This is a genomic window from Pseudomonas sp. GW822-FHT07A10 (genome assembly GCF_058798795.1).
Genome location: NZ_JBXAKV010000006.1, coordinates 208025 through 225456, shown reverse-complemented (window position 1 = coordinate 225456; position 17432 = coordinate 208025). Strand labels below are relative to the sequence as shown.

At 55.8% G+C, this 17432-nt stretch carries 20 protein-coding genes and 1 pseudogene; 10 read left to right on the top strand and 11 right to left on the bottom strand.

Going from position 1 to position 17432, the window contains the following annotated elements:
• The first annotated feature begins 28 nt into the window (after positions 1–28).
• A complete protein-coding gene (locus AC1RL4_RS13145) occupies positions 29–922 on the top strand; it encodes a LysR family transcriptional regulator (protein ID WP_028939703.1) in 894 nt (297 codons plus the stop codon).
• 7 nt (positions 923–929) lie between these two features.
• On the opposite strand, the gene AC1RL4_RS13140 is transcribed toward AC1RL4_RS13145, so the two are convergent.
• The 3 genes from AC1RL4_RS13140 to AC1RL4_RS13130 are packed head-to-tail and all read right to left on the bottom strand — an operon-like array spanning position 930 to position 2021.
• Positions 930–1112 (bottom strand): DUF1289 domain-containing protein, encoded by a 183-nt coding sequence (locus AC1RL4_RS13140; protein ID WP_081626539.1) that lies wholly within the window; start codon positions 1110–1112, stop codon positions 930–932.
• A gap of 3 nt (positions 1113–1115) precedes the next feature.
• A complete protein-coding gene (locus AC1RL4_RS13135; RefSeq protein ID WP_230172765.1) occupies positions 1116–1487 on the bottom strand; it encodes a hypothetical protein in 372 nt (123 codons plus the stop codon).
• Positions 1488–1526: 39 nt separating this feature from the next.
• Positions 1527–2021: a GNAT family N-acetyltransferase gene (locus AC1RL4_RS13130; RefSeq protein WP_230172772.1), complete on the bottom strand. Its 495-nt coding sequence runs from the start codon at positions 2019–2021 to the stop codon at positions 1527–1529.
• Positions 2022–2407: 386 nt separating this feature from the next.
• Between AC1RL4_RS13130 and katG the strand changes: the two genes are divergently transcribed.
• The gene (gene katG / locus AC1RL4_RS13125; RefSeq protein ID WP_230172774.1) at positions 2408–4648 is read left to right on the top strand and encodes a catalase/peroxidase HPI; all 2241 of its coding nucleotides are present in this window, start codon (positions 2408–2410) and stop codon (positions 4646–4648) included.
• Between the two features lie 141 nt (positions 4649–4789).
• Positions 4790–5335: a hypothetical protein gene (locus tag AC1RL4_RS13120; RefSeq protein ID WP_230172783.1), complete on the top strand. Its 546-nt coding sequence runs from the start codon at positions 4790–4792 to the stop codon at positions 5333–5335.
• Positions 5336–5704: 369 nt separating this feature from the next.
• Here the strand turns inward: AC1RL4_RS13120 and AC1RL4_RS13115 are convergent, their stop codons facing one another.
• Both AC1RL4_RS13115 and AC1RL4_RS13110 read right to left on the bottom strand, forming a co-directional pair.
• Positions 5705–6166, bottom strand: a complete 462-nt coding sequence (locus AC1RL4_RS13115) for a GNAT family N-acetyltransferase (protein WP_230172786.1) — start codon at positions 6164–6166, stop codon at positions 5705–5707.
• A gap of 89 nt (positions 6167–6255) precedes the next feature.
• On the bottom strand, positions 6256–6630 hold the full coding sequence (locus AC1RL4_RS13110; RefSeq protein ID WP_204124335.1) for a tautomerase family protein: 375 nt from the start codon (positions 6628–6630) through the stop codon (positions 6256–6258).
• A 108-nt stretch (positions 6631–6738) separates the two neighbouring features.
• Here AC1RL4_RS13110 and AC1RL4_RS13105 point away from each other — a divergent pair, with 108 nt between their 5' ends.
• Positions 6739–7632: a LysR substrate-binding domain-containing protein gene (locus AC1RL4_RS13105; protein WP_230172787.1), complete on the top strand. Its 894-nt coding sequence runs from the start codon at positions 6739–6741 to the stop codon at positions 7630–7632.
• A gap of 6 nt (positions 7633–7638) precedes the next feature.
• Here AC1RL4_RS13105 and AC1RL4_RS13100 read toward each other — a convergent pair whose 3' ends face one another.
• Together AC1RL4_RS13100 and AC1RL4_RS13095 are read right to left on the bottom strand one after the other, a co-directional pair.
• On the bottom strand, positions 7639–8532 hold the full coding sequence (locus AC1RL4_RS13100; RefSeq protein ID WP_019582072.1) for a tyrosinase family protein: 894 nt from the start codon (positions 8530–8532) through the stop codon (positions 7639–7641).
• Complete coding sequence (locus tag AC1RL4_RS13095) at positions 8519–8983, bottom strand: hypothetical protein (protein ID WP_019582071.1); 465 nt, start codon at positions 8981–8983, stop codon at positions 8519–8521. The genes AC1RL4_RS13100 and AC1RL4_RS13095 overlap by 14 nt, the downstream gene beginning before the upstream one ends.
• A 533-nt stretch (positions 8984–9516) precedes the next feature.
• On the opposite strand from AC1RL4_RS13095, the gene AC1RL4_RS13090 reads away from it, so the two are divergent.
• Positions 9517–10746 carry a hypothetical protein gene (locus tag AC1RL4_RS13090; RefSeq protein ID WP_230172789.1) on the top strand — a complete coding sequence of 410 codons (1230 nt, stop codon included), beginning with the start codon at positions 9517–9519 and terminating at the stop codon, positions 10744–10746.
• 59 nt (positions 10747–10805) lie between these two features.
• Here the strand turns inward: AC1RL4_RS13090 and AC1RL4_RS13085 are convergent.
• A pseudogene (locus AC1RL4_RS13085) lies at positions 10806–10899 on the bottom strand (hypothetical protein); the annotation flags it as partial.
• Positions 10900–11035: 136 nt separating this feature from the next.
• Between AC1RL4_RS13085 and AC1RL4_RS13080 the strand changes: the two are divergent.
• Together AC1RL4_RS13080 and AC1RL4_RS13075 are read left to right on the top strand one after the other, a co-directional pair.
• A complete protein-coding gene (locus AC1RL4_RS13080) occupies positions 11036–11548 on the top strand; it encodes a type VI secretion system amidase effector protein Tae4 (RefSeq protein WP_230172792.1) in 513 nt (170 codons plus the stop codon).
• Complete coding sequence (locus AC1RL4_RS13075; protein WP_172901202.1) at positions 11545–11784, top strand: hypothetical protein; 240 nt, start codon at positions 11545–11547, stop codon at positions 11782–11784. Before AC1RL4_RS13080 ends, AC1RL4_RS13075 begins: the two co-directional genes overlap by 4 nt.
• Before the next feature lie 38 nt (positions 11785–11822).
• Here the strand turns inward: AC1RL4_RS13075 and mqo are convergent, their stop codons facing one another.
• The 3 genes from mqo to AC1RL4_RS13060 all read right to left on the bottom strand — a co-directional run bounded on the left by mqo (position 11823) and on the right by AC1RL4_RS13060 (position 15139).
• Positions 11823–13463, bottom strand: a complete 1641-nt coding sequence (mqo, locus tag AC1RL4_RS13070; protein ID WP_230172793.1) for a malate dehydrogenase (quinone) — start codon at positions 13461–13463, stop codon at positions 11823–11825.
• A 318-nt stretch (positions 13464–13781) separates the two neighbouring features.
• The gene (locus tag AC1RL4_RS13065; RefSeq protein WP_018928170.1) at positions 13782–14492 is read right to left on the bottom strand and encodes a GNAT family N-acetyltransferase; all 711 of its coding nucleotides are present in this window, start codon (positions 14490–14492) and stop codon (positions 13782–13784) included.
• 77 nt (positions 14493–14569) lie between these two features.
• Positions 14570–15139, bottom strand: a complete 570-nt coding sequence (locus AC1RL4_RS13060) for a YceI family protein (protein WP_028939714.1) — start codon at positions 15137–15139, stop codon at positions 14570–14572.
• Here AC1RL4_RS13060 and AC1RL4_RS13055 point away from each other — a divergent pair.
• From AC1RL4_RS13055 to AC1RL4_RS13045, 3 genes are all read left to right on the top strand, one after another.
• Positions 15138–16010: a DUF3885 domain-containing protein gene (locus tag AC1RL4_RS13055; protein WP_461772276.1), complete on the top strand. Its 873-nt coding sequence runs from the start codon at positions 15138–15140 to the stop codon at positions 16008–16010. The genes AC1RL4_RS13060 and AC1RL4_RS13055 overlap by 2 nt on opposite strands.
• Positions 16011–16097: 87 nt before the next feature.
• Entirely contained in the window at positions 16098–16469 is a 372-nt protein-coding gene (locus tag AC1RL4_RS13050) for a hypothetical protein (protein WP_018928174.1), read from the top strand.
• 157 nt (positions 16470–16626) lie between these two features.
• Positions 16627–17388, top strand: coding sequence for a hypothetical protein (locus tag AC1RL4_RS13045; protein ID WP_018928175.1), 762 nt, complete (start codon positions 16627–16629; stop codon positions 17386–17388).
• Positions 17389–17432 lie beyond the last annotated feature (44 nt).

Sequence of the window (17432 nt, the reverse complement as noted above, 5' to 3'; positions counted from 1 at the left end):
CATCCCCGCGCCGTGCTAACGTTGCGGCATGACCACTCCCGATCTCAATCTGCTGATTACCCTGGACGTGCTGCTCGCCGAAGGCAGCGTCGCCCGCGCCGCCCAACGACTGCGGCTGAGCCCGTCGGCCATGAGCCGGGCGTTGGCGCGGTTGCGCGAAACGACGGGCGACCCGCTGCTGGTCCGGGCCGGACGCGGCCTGGTACCGACGCCCCGAGCACTGGAACTGCGCGAGCACGTCAGTCGATTGGTGCAAGACGCCGAAGCAGTTTTGCGCCCCGCCGAACAACTCGACCTCAAGCAACTGGTTCGAACATTCACGCTGCGCACCAGTGACGGTTTCGTCGAAAACTTCGGCCCGGCGCTGATCGCCCGCGCCGGTGAGCAAGCCCCCGGCGTGCGTTTGCACTTTGTGCAGAAGCTGAGCAAGGACAGCGCCGCACTTCGCGACGGCTCCGTCGATCTGGAAACCGGTGTGGTCGGCGGCACGACCAGCCCGGAAGTGCGCACCCGCGCGCTGTTCGAGGACCGTTTCATCGGCGTCGTGCGCACGGGGCATCCGCTGAGCCAAGGCGAGGTCAGCACCTCCCGTTACGCCGCTGGCCGGCACATCCTGGTCTCACGGCGCGGGCTCGATAAGGGGCCGATGGATGAAGCGTTGGAGGCGCTGGGACTGCAGCGGGAAATCATCACCGTCGTCGGCGGTTTCTCAGCCGCCCTGGCACTGGCTCGCGCCTCGGACCTGATCGCCACCGTGCCTGCCCGACACACCCAAAACCTGCGCACCGGCCTGCACAGTTTCGAGCTGCCGTTCGAGCTGCCGCCGATCACCATTTCGATGCTCTGGCATCCACGGATGGATGCCGATTCGGCGCATCGGTGGTTGCGTGAATGTGTTCGAGAGGTTTGTGCGCGGCCCTGAGGAACCCTCAACCCTTCCTTTTCTGAAGCCCCTTCAACCGCACACTCGCCCGTTGCGCCGCCGCCATTTTTTCCGGACGCTTCATGCGCTTCCATTTTCTGATGTCGTCCTTGGTGCGACCACAACTGACACACAGTTCACCACTGAGCTGGCAAACGGAAATACACGGATTTTCGATATCCTTGGCCACGGCTCAACCCCGCGTTGAGCGCTTGGGCGCCAGGCGTTGCTGCCAGTTGCCGCCATTGGCACGCTGACATTGTTCTTCAGAATCGAACTGCACATGGGCCGCGACCGGGCTGACGAGAACGTCCGCTTCATTTAATGCTACGGCCGTCAGTTCGACCATGCGCGCGCCCTGCCCGCTCGCCAGCGCCTGATCCTTATGGGCCTGCGTATCGAAGACCCAGATTACCCGCAGGCTAGATGGAAAGGCGTCGTAATCGATTTCGTGGGTCAACCAGCAAAACCCGACTATTTCCGCTTTGGCTGTTTCGCACGCCTCGGTCAGAGTGGCGACCAGGCGACGTTCGATGTGTGCCTGATCGCGTTTGCTTAAAGACATCGGGTGGATCCTTGGGTGGCAGTCAACGGAAAAGACTCATCATACGATACCTTCCATCCCCCGAATCTTTCGCATCTGTATCAGTGCTACACGGCGCCCATCCTGCGACACCCGCTCTTCAACCCCAAACGGCACAAACCCGAGCTGCGGATACAAAAGTAGCCCCGCCGTGTTCTCGTTGAAGCACGAAAGCTGCACCTCGCTTGCCCGATGACGTTCAAACGCCAGCCCCACCATCGTTTCCACCAAAAACCTCGCGACACCTTTCCCCCGAGCCGTGGGTGAAACGATCACATTGCCGATCGCGCAAACGCCATCGCGCTCAAACGAATAAAAGTTAGCAAAACCGACAACAGCATTATCCCCTTCAACCACCGTTGAGTCCGAGCGTTGAGCTATCGATGCAAGCAGCTGAGCTTCCGTCAGCGGGTACTGCGCCTTCGGGAACATGAAAAAAAGCTCTTGGGGCGTTTGAGGAAAGTCGCAAATCGTCAACACGTCTTCAGCACTGACGGGGCGGTGGGTTAGCAGCATTGGTTTGGTTCCATCCAAAGGTCGATGCGACAGATTACGTTTTGCCGGCGCTGGATAAAAGAAACGCGTAACAGCGGCTCCATCTCGACGGCTCAGATAAAAGACTATCCCTATCACCCCCCAATACTCCCCCTATTAGCTGACTGCTTTATAGGCGTCTACCCTTACTGGAGCGCTGGCGTCAGCCGGCCGGTTGAGACCTGAGAAGAGATACGAATGAGTCAGGAAACGTACTAGGCTTGCCGTGGGCCACCGTGCTGGCAACTCGATTGCCGCTATCCGGATTTCCCGTGTGACCACGACGATCAATTGATCGCACGGCTGCAGCCTATGTCATTGATTCCGCTCGTCGCTATTGCGTGCCCAACCCCGGGCCGGATAGCCGGATGAACACGACCAAAGGTAGCGCACACATGGCAAATGAATCGAAATGCCCGTTCAATCACGCCGCCGCTGGCGGTGGCACGACGAACCGCGATTGGTGGCCGAACCAACTGAATCTGAGGATCCTGCACCAACACTCGCCCCTGTCCGACCCCATGGACGAGGGCTTCAACTACGCCGAAGCGTTCAAAAAACTGGACTTTGCGGCGGTCAAGCAAGACCTGCATGCACTGATGACTGATTCGCAAGACTGGTGGCCTGCGGACTTCGGTCACTATGGGCCACTGTTTATTCGCATGGCCTGGCACGCCGCCGGCACGTACCGCGTCGGTGACGGTCGTGGCGGTGCCGGCTCCGGTCAGCAGCGCTTCGCCCCGCTCAACAGCTGGCCGGACAACGTCAGCCTCGACAAGGCGCGCCGGCTGCTTTGGCCGATCAAGCAAAAGTATGGCAACAACATCTCCTGGGCTGACCTGATCGTCCTCACCGGCAACGTCGCGCTGGAGTCCATGGGCTTCAAGACCTTTGGCTTTTCCGGCGGTCGGCCAGACGTCTGGGAACCGGATGAAGACGTCTACTGGGGCACCGAAAGCACGTGGCTGGGCGGTGACGTCCGCTACGGCAAAGACAAAGAAGCCACGCAACAACCCGGCGAACGCAACCTGGAGAACCCGCTTGCCGCCGTGCAAATGGGCCTGATCTACGTCAATCCCGAAGGCCCGGAAGGCAACCCGGACCCGGTCGCTGCGGCGATAGATATCCGCGAAACCTTCGGGCGCATGGCAATGAATGACGAAGAAACCGTGGCGCTGATCGCTGGCGGCCACGCTTTCGGCAAAACCCACGGCGCCGGCCCTGCCGACAACGTCGGCGCCGAGCCCGAAGCCGCGGGTCTCGAACAACAGGGCCTGGGCTGGAAGAGCAAATTCGGCAGCGGTAAAGGCGGCGACACCATCACCAGCGGCCTGGAAGTGACCTGGACCACCACGCCCACCAAATGGAGCAACAACTACCTGGAAAACCTGTTCGGCTTCGAGTGGGAACTGACCAAGAGCCCGGCGGGCGCCAACCAGTGGACGGCGAAAGGCGGTGCCGGCGCGGGCATCATTCCGGATGCTCACGACCCGTCCAAGCGGCGTAACCCGACCATGCTGACCACGGACCTGTCACTGCGATTCGACCCGATCTATGAACCGATTTCGCGGCGCTTCCTCGCCAATCCGGACCAGTTGGCCGACGCCTTCGCCCGCGCCTGGTTCAAACTGATCCACCGCGACATGGGCCCCCTCTCCCGCTACCTCGGCCCGGAAATGCCCAACGAAGTACTCCTGTGGCAAGACCCGATCCCGCCGGTCGACCATACCTTGGTCAACGACAGCGACATCGCCGCACTCAAGGGCAAGCTCCTGGCCAGCGGCCTGACCGTCTCGCAACTGGTATCGACCGCCTGGGCAGCGGCCTCCACCTTCCGCGGCTCCGACAAACGTGGCGGCGCCAACGGCGGACGCCTGCGTCTGGCCCCGCAGAAATCCTGGCAGGCCAACCAGCCTGAGCAACTGGCGAGCGTGTTGGCGAAACTCGAAAGCATCCAGAACGAGTTCAACAGCGCGCAAACCGGCGGCAAGAAAATCTCCCTGGCCGACCTGATCGTGCTGGCCGGTTGTGCCGGCGTCGAACAAGCGGCAAAAAATGCCGGCCAGACCATCACGGTGCCTTTCACACCGGGCCGCATGGACGCCTCGCAAGAGCAAACGGACGTTGAATCCTTCGGCTACCTCGAACCCGCCGCCGATGGCTTCCGCAACTACCTCAAAACCCGCTATCGCGTACCGGCCGAGGCACTGCTGATCGACAAGGCCCAGCTGCTGACCCTCACCGCGCCGGAAATGACCGTGCTCATTGGTGGCCTGCGCGTGCTGAACACCAACGTCGGCCAAACCCAACACGGCGTGTTCACGAAGCAACCGGGAGCGTTGACCAACGACTTCTTCAAAAACCTGCTCGACATGGGCGTGGAATGGAAACCGGTGTCGCAGGCCAATGAAGAGTTCGAGGGACGCGACCGCAAAACCGGCGATCTCAAATGGACAGGGACGCGTGTTGATCTGGTGTTTGGCTCGAATGCACAGCTGAGGGCGTTGGCTGAGGTTTATGCCAGCAACGACGCGAAGGAGAAGTTTGTGAAAGACTTCGTGGCAGCCTGGGTCAAGGTGATGAATCTGGATCGGTTTGACCTGAGGTGATGCAAGCGCTCAATCCAGCGTGAAAAAAGCCCACTGACCGTTACTGGTTCAGTGGGCTTTTTATGGCTTGGCTCTCAGGTTCAATCCCAAGTGGAACCGAAGCACTAGCGACAAAGGTTTTTCCCAACTAGGGTTCTCTGTGTGATTGCGATTAAACCACCTATCGCAGTGGCGCATCACCGACGTGGCGAACCGAAGGAGCCAGATCAATTGATGAGGTCTTTGTGTGTCGCGGTCGCATTCGTAGCGCCCATCGTGTTGTCCACCACGGTCACTGCTGAAGTACTTGCGCATAAGACAGCGCTCGCTTTTGTTGCTCAAACCCATGTGGGTGACAGCCTGCCAACGCTGGCGCTGTTGGCGGCAAAGAAAACGCAAACCTTTGCGATGCTCATTGAAAAGTTAGGAAGTGAAAAAGCACACAGTGCCGTATCGAGCGAAATTGACGCACTACTTCCGCAGTACCAGCCGAAATGGAATCAAAATCTTGCTGCGGCTTATGAGAAGTCTTTTACTGAAGAAGAGCTGTTATCACTCGCGTCTGAAGGCCAGGCATCCAAATACGCTGGCAAAGTGCTGGAGCGTCGAACTGACATCGGCAGAGACATGCAGTCCAGCTCGACCCCGATACTGATTGCCCTTGTATCCGAGGCACTTAAGGCGGCCTATTCCAAGCATATTCGTTGAAGCGGTCTTGATCCCCCTCTGCCATCAGCTTGTCCGAAGAAAACCAACACCTCCATGTGTGGAGGCGTTGTGCTTTTTGCTGATCGCAGGACGAGACTAAACGGGAGAAATCGTGGCCAGCGCGCCAATCAAAATGGTCAACACCAGAAATCCACCCAGGAAAATTGCCATCTTGCCCATGGGGCCTCCTACGCTATGAGTTTGCGGTGCAGCGGTTACCACCACTGCTGACCGTGCCGTCATTGTGAGCCGCAGGCTGATCCCATTACAGATGCAGATAGCCAAGAAAAATACGGATCAGATCCGCGATTCACGCCCCCTGTAGCTGCCGAAGGCTGCGATCTTTTGATCTTAAACACGTCGCCCTGGTTATGTGGCGTCTACTAATGACTTCACATGAGTCGCAAAATCATCGTGTATCTGTTGGAACCCGCAGCGAAGGTAAAATGCCGATCCCTCTGGGGTATCCGTGGATAGGCGCACGACACGGAATCTCTGAGCCGCATATTCCAGAAGCCGCTCCACCAGAGCTTTACCCACATTCTGGCCCCTTGATGCGCGCGCGACGTATACCCGCCGTAGTCTCCCGATATCCGACCCGGCATATGGATCATATGAAAGACCACCGATGGCCATCAGTTGCCCGTTGCGGAAGGCTCCCAAAAGACATTCACCTGGTTGATCGAATCGATTCGACCCTTTTTTCCAATCTGCAACCAAGCGCGTGAGAAACCTGAAACCCTCTGTAACGGCCTCCGCTTCCAGTATCAGGATTTCCGGAGAAAGCGCTGATATCTGACGTATCGTCAGTTCGCCCGTTGACGTAACCACTCGATATCCCTTGTTTGTTTTGGCACCCTGCCTGACTCATCTGTGTGGACACCACGGCGTCAGGTGTTTTACACACAACCGCGTAGGAACTAGTTGCCCCGCCCGCCACCAAACGACCACTCATCTGCCGCGGTCGTGGTAATCACCACCATCACGTCCTCAGAATCGATGCCCGGCGCTCGGCCCAGTCTCTCGACCAGGTTGCGATAGAAACGCTGTTTCGTCTCAATGTCTCGAGGGCGACCGGCAGTGATCGCGATTAGCACAAAGTCATGGCTGCGCGGACCGCCCAGGTAGTTGGGGTCAAAGATCAGTTCGCCCACTTCGTGTTGGTGAATGACCTGGAACCGGTCGGCCATCGGCACTTCGAAGCTTTCTACCAAGGCATCGTGCAGCCCTTGTGAGAGGGCCTGTAAATACTCGGCAGACTTTCCCCGGTGCAGTGAAATACGTGCAAATGGCATTAAGACCTACTCCTGAAAATCCAACTGACCGGGGAAAACTATCAAGTCGCGATCATTCCGAATATCAGATTTAATAGCGTCCTTAGTCCCGAATTAATGGATGATTCGATGCGCCGTCCGACCTTCGATCTTGATGTGCTGCGTACTTTCGTGACCGGTGTGGAGTTCAACAGCTTTACCAAGGCGGCGGATCGCCTCAACCGCTCGACGTCTGCCGTAAGCGCACAACTCAAGAAGCTTGAGGAACAGGTAGGCACACCAGTGCTGTCAAAATCCGGTCGAGGGTTGGTGTTGACGCCGGTGGGTGAAACCCTGCTCAGCCATGCACGCCGACTGCTTGAATTGAACGACAGCATTTTCCAGACCCTGCACGAAAGCCAGACCGCCGCCACGGTACGCCTTGGGCTTCAGGAAGACTTTGGCGAACACTTTCTCAGCGACATACTGCGACGCTACGTCAAGATGTACCCGATGGTGAGCCTCGAAGTCAGGATCGCGCGTAATACCGAACTGCTTGCATTGATCGACAGCGGTGGCCTGGACCTGGCCCTGTCTTGGGACACAGGGCACAAATCCCCCTACGCCACGCACCTGGGTGAAACGCAGATGCACTGGATCGGGCCTCGTGACGCGCCCCCCATCAACGGCTCTGTCGATTCCCCCCTGCCATTGATCATGTTCGACGCCCCTTGCGTGTTACGCAGCGCGGCAACCCAGGCACTGGATGAGGCGCGGATTCCCTGGCGAATCGCGCTGACCAGCCCCAGCGTTGGTGGAATCTGGGCGGCCGTTGCGGCCGGTTTGGGCCTCACATTGCGAACTCGCATTGGGCTGCCAGCGCATCTCGCCATGATTGCCGGTCTACCCTCGTTGCCGACCCTCGGCTATGTACTTCATCGAGGAGCAGAACACTTGGCGCCTGCCCCCCGACAATTGGCTGCGTTGATACAAACGAGTCTGCAAGCGCAGGCGTTCAGTATGACTAGAGGCTCCCCCGCTTGATGCTGCCTAAAGCAGGTCGCTCAAAGTGTCGTACTTGTAGTACTGGCTGTAATTCAGAACATCTCGAGGTGTCACCTTTTCCGGAAAAGGGCTGTACATCGGATCATCGATCCGATGGAACTTGAGCGTATCGGGAGCCGCTGCGTCAGGTACGTAAGCGGCGGTGGGATGCTTCGCTTGCCATGCAGCCCAGAGTCGGTCGACATTGCAATGATGCAGAAAGAACACCGGGTCGTTTGGCGAAGATGACAACCCCATGTCACCGCCGACCCACACATGGACGTTGTTATGAATGCGCTCTTTGCCCGCCCATCCCTCGATGGAGTTGCGCGCACCACCGGTGGATTGCGCCGCGTCGTAGGGTGTTTTGTCATACACGGTATTTTCCTGGATGACCTTGCGTACATTGGCTCGACTGGGCAGTGCTCCGTCTCCACCCAGATAACGCACCAGAGGGCGGTTTACCCGGCCCAGTTCCATGGTGCGGCCGTCACCCATCAGTCGTACCCGCCACTTCCCGTCCACGAACTGTCCAAGGTACTGATTCGACCAGATGACTGATGTCCTGGGGTCCTGAAGTTCCGCGTCAGTGTTCCAGTCCCAGTACGGAATTCGAAAGTGTGGGTCGTTTACCGCTTTGCGAAGCAACGATTCCAGCCGCACGAGAAAGTAGCGATGCCACGGTAAAAATGACGGGCCTCCATGCGCAGCATTCCTGGCCATCTGGCCCGCAGGCGTTGAAATCATCATGGCTCGGTGGTGCCAGGCCACCAAGGAGTCATAAATCGAGAGATTGGCCTGCCCAGGCCAGGGATTCTGCACGGGGTCCTTGAGCCGCTTCACCCCTTCGACGTATTTCTGGAGCGCCGCGAGATCTTTAACTGCATTAGACCTGATCATGATGTGCTCCGTGATCATGGTGGACGGGATGGTCGGAGTGCTCTCCCCCGTCGCCATCGCTCTTGGCGAAAGACTCGGGATAGGCATCGATCACCGCTGTCATCAAATCGAGAGCCGACCCGTAAGAAACGAATGGAGTGGCGTGCGTATGGACCTGCCCAGCATCGTCCACAAACAGATGCGCCTGGACCGGAGCGCCATCCACCTCTACCTGATAGGTAGTCACGATCCGGACAACGTGCCCTTTGTGGTTAATCTCGCGAACCGTCCTGGCCTCATGGCCTGCATGCGGGTCCACGTACTCGGGAAACTGCTCCTTGATCCACGCTGGGTGCATTTTGTCAGGATCAGTGATGGATATCTCGGCGAGAGCAGCTATGTCGGGCGGGCTCAACAGCACGTTGGCTTCGGTTGCTGGGGGTTCAGGGCTGGAGACATTTTTCCTTGTCATGATTCCTCCTGGAGTGTGCCCCCGGACGATTGCCCGGACTGGCTGGAGAAAGTGTAGTCGGTGATGGGTAGAGATGCTGTTGAAGCCAGAGTAATGGGACCGGATTTCATCTCTCCCGGGGGGCGGACATTCAGTTTGAACACGGCTGCCAGTCCTCTGATCCCTTGTCAGGAAAGAATGATCCGAAAGACCAGTGGTGGAGCCTTGATTTCATGGCTCCCTGTTATATGCCTGAACTGGTTGAGCACAGGCAGTTGGTGACCGTAGATACCGTCTTGAACTTCACCTACTCCTGCGGATCAATCTGAGCCAACAGGATATTGACGTCAAAAAACAGAAGTCGCGCGATTATAGCTGAGGGGTTGGGCGTGAAATATAGGCCTATGATTTATATAGACTTTTAAAAATATCGGAATTGGTAGCGCAGAGTTATCTAGAGGCTTCTATTATTTCGTTACCGCCGAATTCGGTCCAATCATTGTTATGCGTCAACGACAACGCAAGCCCTTAATCAATAATTATGGGAGGGTAACATGTCGATAAAAAAAACAACTGCCTTACTCGTGCTGGCTTTTAGCTTTTTCGGAGTGACGAGTTGTGCCAGCATAAGAAATTATTCAGAAGTCTCAAGCGAAAGAAACAAGAGCATCGTTCCTGATATTGACTATTATGACCTTGCATACAACGTAGATGTTATTGTGCTTCCTGCAGAAATAAAAACCAAAGAAAATGTAGATATAGACAATAACTTTTCAGGCGAATTACAAATTTCAAACTGGGGAAATGCCATCAAGGATGCGACCCAGAAAGAAATCCATAACAGTGATCGCTTTATCGAATTTGGACATTACAGCGGCCGCATTGAAATCAGTACAGAAATATCTTCAGTATCTATAAGCAACGCCCGAGGCGGGACTCGATCGAAATGCAATGTTGTTTACACATATAAAGATTTAGCGGCAGGAAAAATACTCTCCAGGCATGACAGTGCCATTGAATTAATAGCACCATCCTCTGCCATACCAAAACCCAGTAATAGTTTTTCTTACAGCCTTGATCAACTGACATACGCTATTGCTCGCGAGGCGATTTTTGGCCTCGTTCGATTGTCGCCTGTTGCCGATATCCAGCTAACGCAGAAGCAAGTGAAATTTTATAATTCAAATATTAAAAGAAAGCCCAACCAAATTATTAGCTATGTGCCGATAGACAGCCTTATTCACAAGAACAAAAAAGAACTAAACTCTGCTTTTTCAATGGCTAAGAAAACGCAAAAAAACAGCAATAAATCGACTAAGAAAAATAAGTCAACCGTTAGAGTAGACACCGTCTCCGCTCCCGCTACCCTCCCTCTGAAACCTAGCACAGCTAGCGAGCCCCCCACCGCAAACACCGTTACATCGAGTGAAAACCCTGTCAGTCAGAACTCAAGCCAAGCTGCGACTGAAACTAAAACAGACGACAGCAGTTCAAGCGGCATTACTAGCTCATTGGAGCCATTGAAGGATGACACCATTAAAAACGACGCGCCAAGTTATGACACCAGCGGACCTCAAATCGATGTATCGGCAGAGCAAGAAAGAGCGATGGATGAATGTTTGAAGGCGGAAAAAGCAAAGTTACAGGGAGCGAAAGACAATGCCGCTTCACGTACCGGATATACAACCGTGCCGGGACTCTATCAACCTCAAAACAAGATATTAGCAGTGCAAGAAAGAGCAATGGATGAATGTTTGAAGAGGGAAAAAGCAAAGTTACGGTGAGCGACTGGCAATGCTGCTTCACGTACCGGATATACAGTCGTGCCGGGACGGTAGAGGCAGAGCATGATCGCTGCGGTAGTCGACGTGCCTGGCGATGCGCCCAGCAGGCCGGCGATGGCGCTGCTTGATGATTTGCACGCGTTGGCCGGCTTGTCACAGACTGCGCTTCCCTACGGCAGGATGAAGGAATATTCCGATTTTTCCATTGACCTCTGAGAGGTCTCTTCAGCAAACAGGGCCTTCTGCTAGGCTAGCCGTCAGGATTAAAGGGCCACAGGGAGAAGGCAGGGTGCTCACATTCGACACGTTATGGAAAAACCACCCAGAAATATTTGGAGACGCAGCTCCGTGCAGAACCAACGGCGCCAAAAACTTCAGTGATCAGTGTGCTATCAACCTCGGTGTGGCACTACGCCGGGCAGGTGCTGATCTCGGCAAGCTCAAGGATGTCCGCCACTGTTGGCAGCACCCCAAGAGCGAAGGGCATGTATTGGCAGCAGAAGAGATCGCGCAGGCGTTAAGCCAAGCCAAAATACCCGGGCTGCACGCCATCAAAAAGATAAAGCCGAAGGACTTCGAAGATGATCTTGAAGGGCAACAAGGCATCATTTTCTTCAAGGATTTCTGGCGCCGAGGGAACGAGACCTTCGGCAATCGCAGCGGCGATCATATTGATCTATGGAACGGACGTAGACTCACGGATTGGCTGAGCTACCCTCGTATTCAGTTGGGGTTTTCCATTGAGGGCAGCTTCTCCGACTACCACGAGTCGAAGGAAATATGGTTTTGGAAGGTCATATGAAAATTGTCAAAGGGGCATTGTTCGTCATCCTTGTTGTTGCCCTGGCCGTTGGGGCGTTTAATTTGATATTCGTGGCAGTGTCTGGCTACTTTGGGCCGTTCTACGAGAGTGAGGCAGACCAAAGTCGGAATTTTGCAATTTGGCTTTTGGGTAATGCGGGGGTTGGGTTGCTTTCGGTTTTCATGGGTGTCGTTTTGTATCGGCGATATCTTCCCAGACACAAAAAAGCCCACTGACCGTCAACGGTTCAGTGGGCTTTTGACAGGGCCTCTAGTTACAGAGCCATATCCGTCGCAGCATTCTCTTTCACAGCCTTAGGCTTCTCAGCAGGAGCAGCAGGAGCCGCCACCTGACCAATCACCGGCGGCGGAGTCAGCTCGAGCACCTTGGCGGTGTAAGCCCACTCTTGAGCCACTTTCTCAGGGCTGCTGTTCAGCTGAGTGCCATAGCTAGGCACGATCTGGTGCAGTTTTTCCTGCCAGGCTGGGGTGGCAACCTTGTCCTTGAACACTTTCTGCAGCACGGTCAGCATGATCGGTGCGGCAGTCGATGCACCTGGCGATGCGCCCAGCAGGCCGGCGATGGTGCCGTCAGCGGAAGCAACGATTTCGGTACCCAACTTCAGCACGCCACCGGCGGCTTCATCACGCTTGATGATTTGCACGCGCTGGCCGGCTTGCCACAGGCGCCAGTCTTCGGCTTTGGCATTCGGGAAGTATTCTTTCAGGGCATTCATGCGGTCTTCGTCAGACAGCATCAGTTGGCCTGCCAGATACTCGACCAGTGGGTATTCCTTGATGCCGACGCGGGTCATTGGCCACACGTTGTGCGTGGTGGTGGTGCTCAGCAGGTCCAGGTACGAGCCTTCTTTGAGGAACTTGGTGCTGAAGGTCGCGAATGGGCCAAACAGGATGACGCGCTTGCCGTCCAGGACACGGGTGTCCAGGTGCGGAACCGACATTGGCGGTGCGCCAACGGAGGCTTTGCCGTAGGCCTTGGCCAGGTGTTGTTCGGCGATGGCCGGGTTATCGGTGACCAGGAACGAGCCGCCAACCGGGAAGCCTGCGTATTCCTGAGCTTCAGGAATGCCGGACTTCTGCAGCAGGTGCAGTGCACCGCCGCCCGCGCCGATGAACACGAACTTGGCGTCGGTTTCGGTTTTGGTGCCGTCTTTCAGGTTTTTGTAGCTGACGCGCCAGCTGCCGTCTGCGTTCTTGGTGATGTCTTGCACTTCGCTAGACAACTTCAAGTCGAACTTCGGCGTGGTTTGCAGGTGCGCGACGAACTGGCGGGTGATCTCGCCAAAGTTCATGTCGTTACCGAGCGGGCTCCAGGTGGCCGCGACTTTCTGGTTCGGGTCACGCCCTTCCATCATCAGCGGAACCCATTTCTTGATCACTGCCGGGTCTTCGGAGTACTGCATGCCGGCGAACAGCGGGCTTGCTTGCAGGGCTTCGTAGCGCTTCTTCAGGAACTTGATGTTGTCATCGCCCCACACAAAGCTCATGTGCGGAGTGGAGTTGATGAACGAACGCGGGTTCTTCAGCACGCCTTGCTGAACTTGCCAGGCCCAGAACTGACGGGAGATCTGGAAGGCTTCGTTGATTTCAACGGCTTTCGTGATCTGAACTTTGCCATTCTCGTCTTCCGGGGTGTAGTTCAACTCGGCCAGGGCGGAGTGACCGGTACCGGCGTTGTTCCAGCCGTTGGAGCTTTCCAGGGCGACGCCATCGAGGCGCTCGACCATTTCCATCGACAAGTCGGGTTCCAGCTCATTGAGCCACACACCCAACGTTGCACTCATGATGCCGCCGCCAATGAGCAGCACATCGACTTTCTTTGCCTCCGCGTAAGCGGACGTGATCCCCATCGACAAAGCCAGCCCCAGCAGGGCTGTGTTCAGTTTCTTAAACATTTGTAGCACCTATGATAAACGCCATCCGCCTCCAACCTTCATTCATGAGCAACCCAGGTTCACGGGTACGCAGGCAGCGTGCCGCGGGTTTCTGCATTCAGAAAGATTTGAAGGTGGGCACACAAGGCCGACGTGTCTCCATCGACCTCAGTTATATGTCCCTCGTGCACTGACTTCTTATCATTATTGGCTCAGCTACTTGAGCGACATTGATTCTGTCGCACGTCTGTGGACGTACGAACCGAATAAGTCAAACCAAGTTAATGCGACAGAATATCACGCCTCGGCCAGCCTGCGCGCCCGAAAGGACTCGACAGTCTAGACGGGACGAGGCCCGTGCTCGGCGTTTTTGCTCAAACGATCCAGCACAAACGCCTTGGCGTTGCGCGTCATTTGGTCGAGATGCCGGTCGCGCTGCTTTTCCGCATCGATCATTGCCCGCTTGCCGTGTTTTTGCAGCAGATACGTATGTATCTGCCGCACCTCCAAAGAACTGTAGATCGAGGTGACATCCAACAGACCCATCAGGCCTTCAGTGCCGTGATCCCGGGTGTTCATCAGCACCTGAGTGCCGCGCACGCCCAGCACTTGAAAACCCATCGACTCGAACCAGGGCACCTTGGCGACGGTGCATGTCAACTCGGCATGGGGGTAGCGACCGAGCATGTCTTGCAGCATCGCCCGCGCGACACCCTGTCGCCGGTGACTGGCCTGCACCGCCATGTACGCCACGCCGCAGGCCTCGGGATCGTCCTTGACCGGCAGGTACAGCAAAAACCCGATGACCTTCTCGGGATCTTCATCATCCATGGCGACGATCAACTCGACCGCAATGCCTTTGGCGCCGCCGAGCGCTTCCAGGTAGAGATGAACCTCATAGCCCACCGCGTATTGATAGACGTTGTACAACGGGTTGCTCGGCGCGATGCCTACCATGCTGATGTCGGTCAGGTTGTCGACGACCATCTGCAGAATCTGGCTGTTGATGGGCTCCGGGCATGGAGTGGCAAAGTGGGTGAGCTGGGGCATTGCGTTTCTGACTCCGGATCAAGGCTTACTGAACATCAGCCCGGCCATTGTCACAGATCGAGCCCCTCGCAGGAAAATCAACGCTGCGGCGCGACGATGCGGAAGCGGATGTCGATGTCGTTGGAGACCACCGTATCGGCCCACTCCCCCTCCCCGATCTTGAAGTCACTGCGTTTGAGAATGATGTTGCCATCGAAAATCCCGATGGCCTGCTCCGGTTTCAACAGCACCTTCACCTGCAACTCGCGCGTCATGCCCCTGAGGTTAAGTTTGCCGGTGATCAGATAGCGCTGATTGCCCAGCGCTTTCACCCGGGTCGATTCAAAGGTCGCCACCGGATAGTCCGCCGTGTTGAACCAGGCAGGCTTTTGCAATTCGGCATTGGCATCGCTGCTGCCGGCGTCGATGCTGGCAAGGTCGATGGTCATCCTGGCGTGGGCCGCGGTGGGGTTTGCCGTGTCGAAATCGAGCGTGGCGTCGAATTTGCCGAAGGTGCCGTACACCCTGGAGCCGAACTGGTTATAGGTGAAGGAGATCTTGCTGGCGGTGGTGTTGACTCGGGTGTATTCAACGGCTTGGGCACAGGGCAAGACGCCGATCGTGAGGATGGCGAGCAATGCGGCGAAACGCGGGAATCGAAGAGGCATGGAGTTCTCCGGGTGGAACGCCCTTCAGGGATTGAAGTGCTGCACCCGTGTGGCTGCGATAGCTGGACTTAAGCAAATATTCGAGGGTTATTCCAGCCCAGCAGAGCCCCTGCTCCTCAAAAGCCCGGCCCCACGGGTCTTTGGACTCGCCGGAAAGCCCGATGTGCCTAAAGTTGTGCTCTTGGCCGCCGACTCCCTTTTACTAACTCCTCTTACGAAGGACCGTAAAGTAGTGAACCTACAGCGTGAAATTGACGAGGTTTACGAAAGAAAAGCCTTCGAACGGCCACTGTTCTATTCCTACCCGGGAGGTTTGCGATTCAGCCTTTCCGAAAAGGGAACTGCCATTGAACAGTTTCTCCTGGCGCTTCAAAAAGCACGGTGCATTTGCGAGGACATATTCTCCAAGGAAGGATCGCTCGTTGTCTGTCTTCGTGTTCGTTCCAGAGCAAATCCACTTGCACACCGACCTGTTCTAGCGGAGCTTCGGGCGGCCGGTATCAAGATCCCCTCGAATCATTCCCGATGGCTTAACCCCATTCATCCGGACAATTGGTTTAATGAACATGAAGAAGAGCATTGGGCAAATGTCGCCTTTCATGCCCCATTGTCGCTACTTCAGAACTTTCTATGGTGTGCATTGGCGAAGGACATTGGAGACATTCGGCCCCGCCCGTTTTGTGACATCTACTTTTTCAACCTGAACCTGCAGGTTATGGCATTTCCCTACGATGATCGCGGCATGGATGTCGTCGGACCGAACAGGACTGCCCTGGCGCAGCTGTATCAGAAACATCAGCGTTTTTTACTAACCCATGATCGACCAGTGATGGATGAGGTATTCGGAGTCCAGGAACCCCATTGTAGATAACGCTGACAGCGACGCCTGGACTCCAAAAAATTTGGGCTCGATGGGGCGTGAAACAACCCGAACTGCTCTTCGATAAAGGAAAGTGCAATGCCACCGCTGATATGGGACCCGTTTGACCTTTTCAACGTACTTGGGGTTGCTCCTTCTGAAGGAGAGTCCGGGATCTCGCACCAGTACATCGTCGAACAGGGCGCTGTCAGACTGCAATTGACCATTTGGCAATTTGATTGCGATGTTGAAGTCCAGCTGTGGGCGGCTCCGCTACCAAACCCAATAGTGCGGTACTCAATGCTCGATTGCCCGGGTATACGCGTCGTTAACGATAAACGTGGTCGTTTTTTAGAGTTCGCTGCGTCTAATACCTTCTCGGGTCGCTACGACGGCTATTCAGTCATTCCTTACGGTTTAAGACTCTGGATTGATCCGCAAATTTTTCTTGAGCCATTCACCTACTCGTGATTGGTGCTCCCACGTCTTTACCCAGCCTGCCATTACTGGATAATGGCCCCCTGCCACAACCAGGCTCTGACCTTGATTTCTCAAGGTTTTATATTGCTACAGCCTGACAGTCACCTTCAAGGACGGACGATCGGCTACGGAACAAGGAATCAGCACCGTGATATCCCAGCAAGACTCAGCAATACCGCTTACCCGCACTCAGAAATTCACCTCGTTGATCACCCGCGGCATGGCAGGCCTCAGCGTCGTGCTGGGCGCCATGTGGGCGTTAATCACCTATGCCGTGCCGGACCCGAGCGTGTTCGGTTTCAGCTTCATCAGCTGGAAAAACGTGGTCCTGCTGGTGAGTGCATTCATATTTCTGGGAGCCGTTTCAATCGGCTGGCAGATTCGTAATTTCACGCCGATGCTCCGCGGCGCGTTGCAGTTTTTCATGATCGCCGGCTTGTCTTTCGGCTTCTTCATCCTAGGCACCGAATACGCCAAGCCCTCTTTCGAGTTCGCCAAACTGCAAGCCAAAATAGTCGAAAACGAAGGCAACAACCTGCTCGGCAAACGCATGGAAGTGCTGGATAACATTCGCATCGAACTGGAGGGTTGCGAGAACATCGGCCGTCTGCCCACCTGCACTTTTGAACTGACCAATCTGAACGTAGACCGCAGCTTTCGCTTCGACGACGGCACCCGGCTATTCGACGAGTCTGGCGGTCCACTGAAGTTCGAGTCGATCCGGGTGGGCCAGGTCGAGGACAACGCCTGGCTGCGCTTTCAGCTGATTCGCAACGTACCTACACGCGTTACGCTGATCTTCCAGCAGAGCAACAGCAAACTCAGCAAAACACCAGCGATCAAGTTGGTGTTTCGAGATGGGAATGATGAGACGCTTACCGTCAAATTCAGTGAGATTGTAATGCGCTAGTTGTTGGAATAAAGGCTCTCTACTGACCACTACGGCGCAGGCAC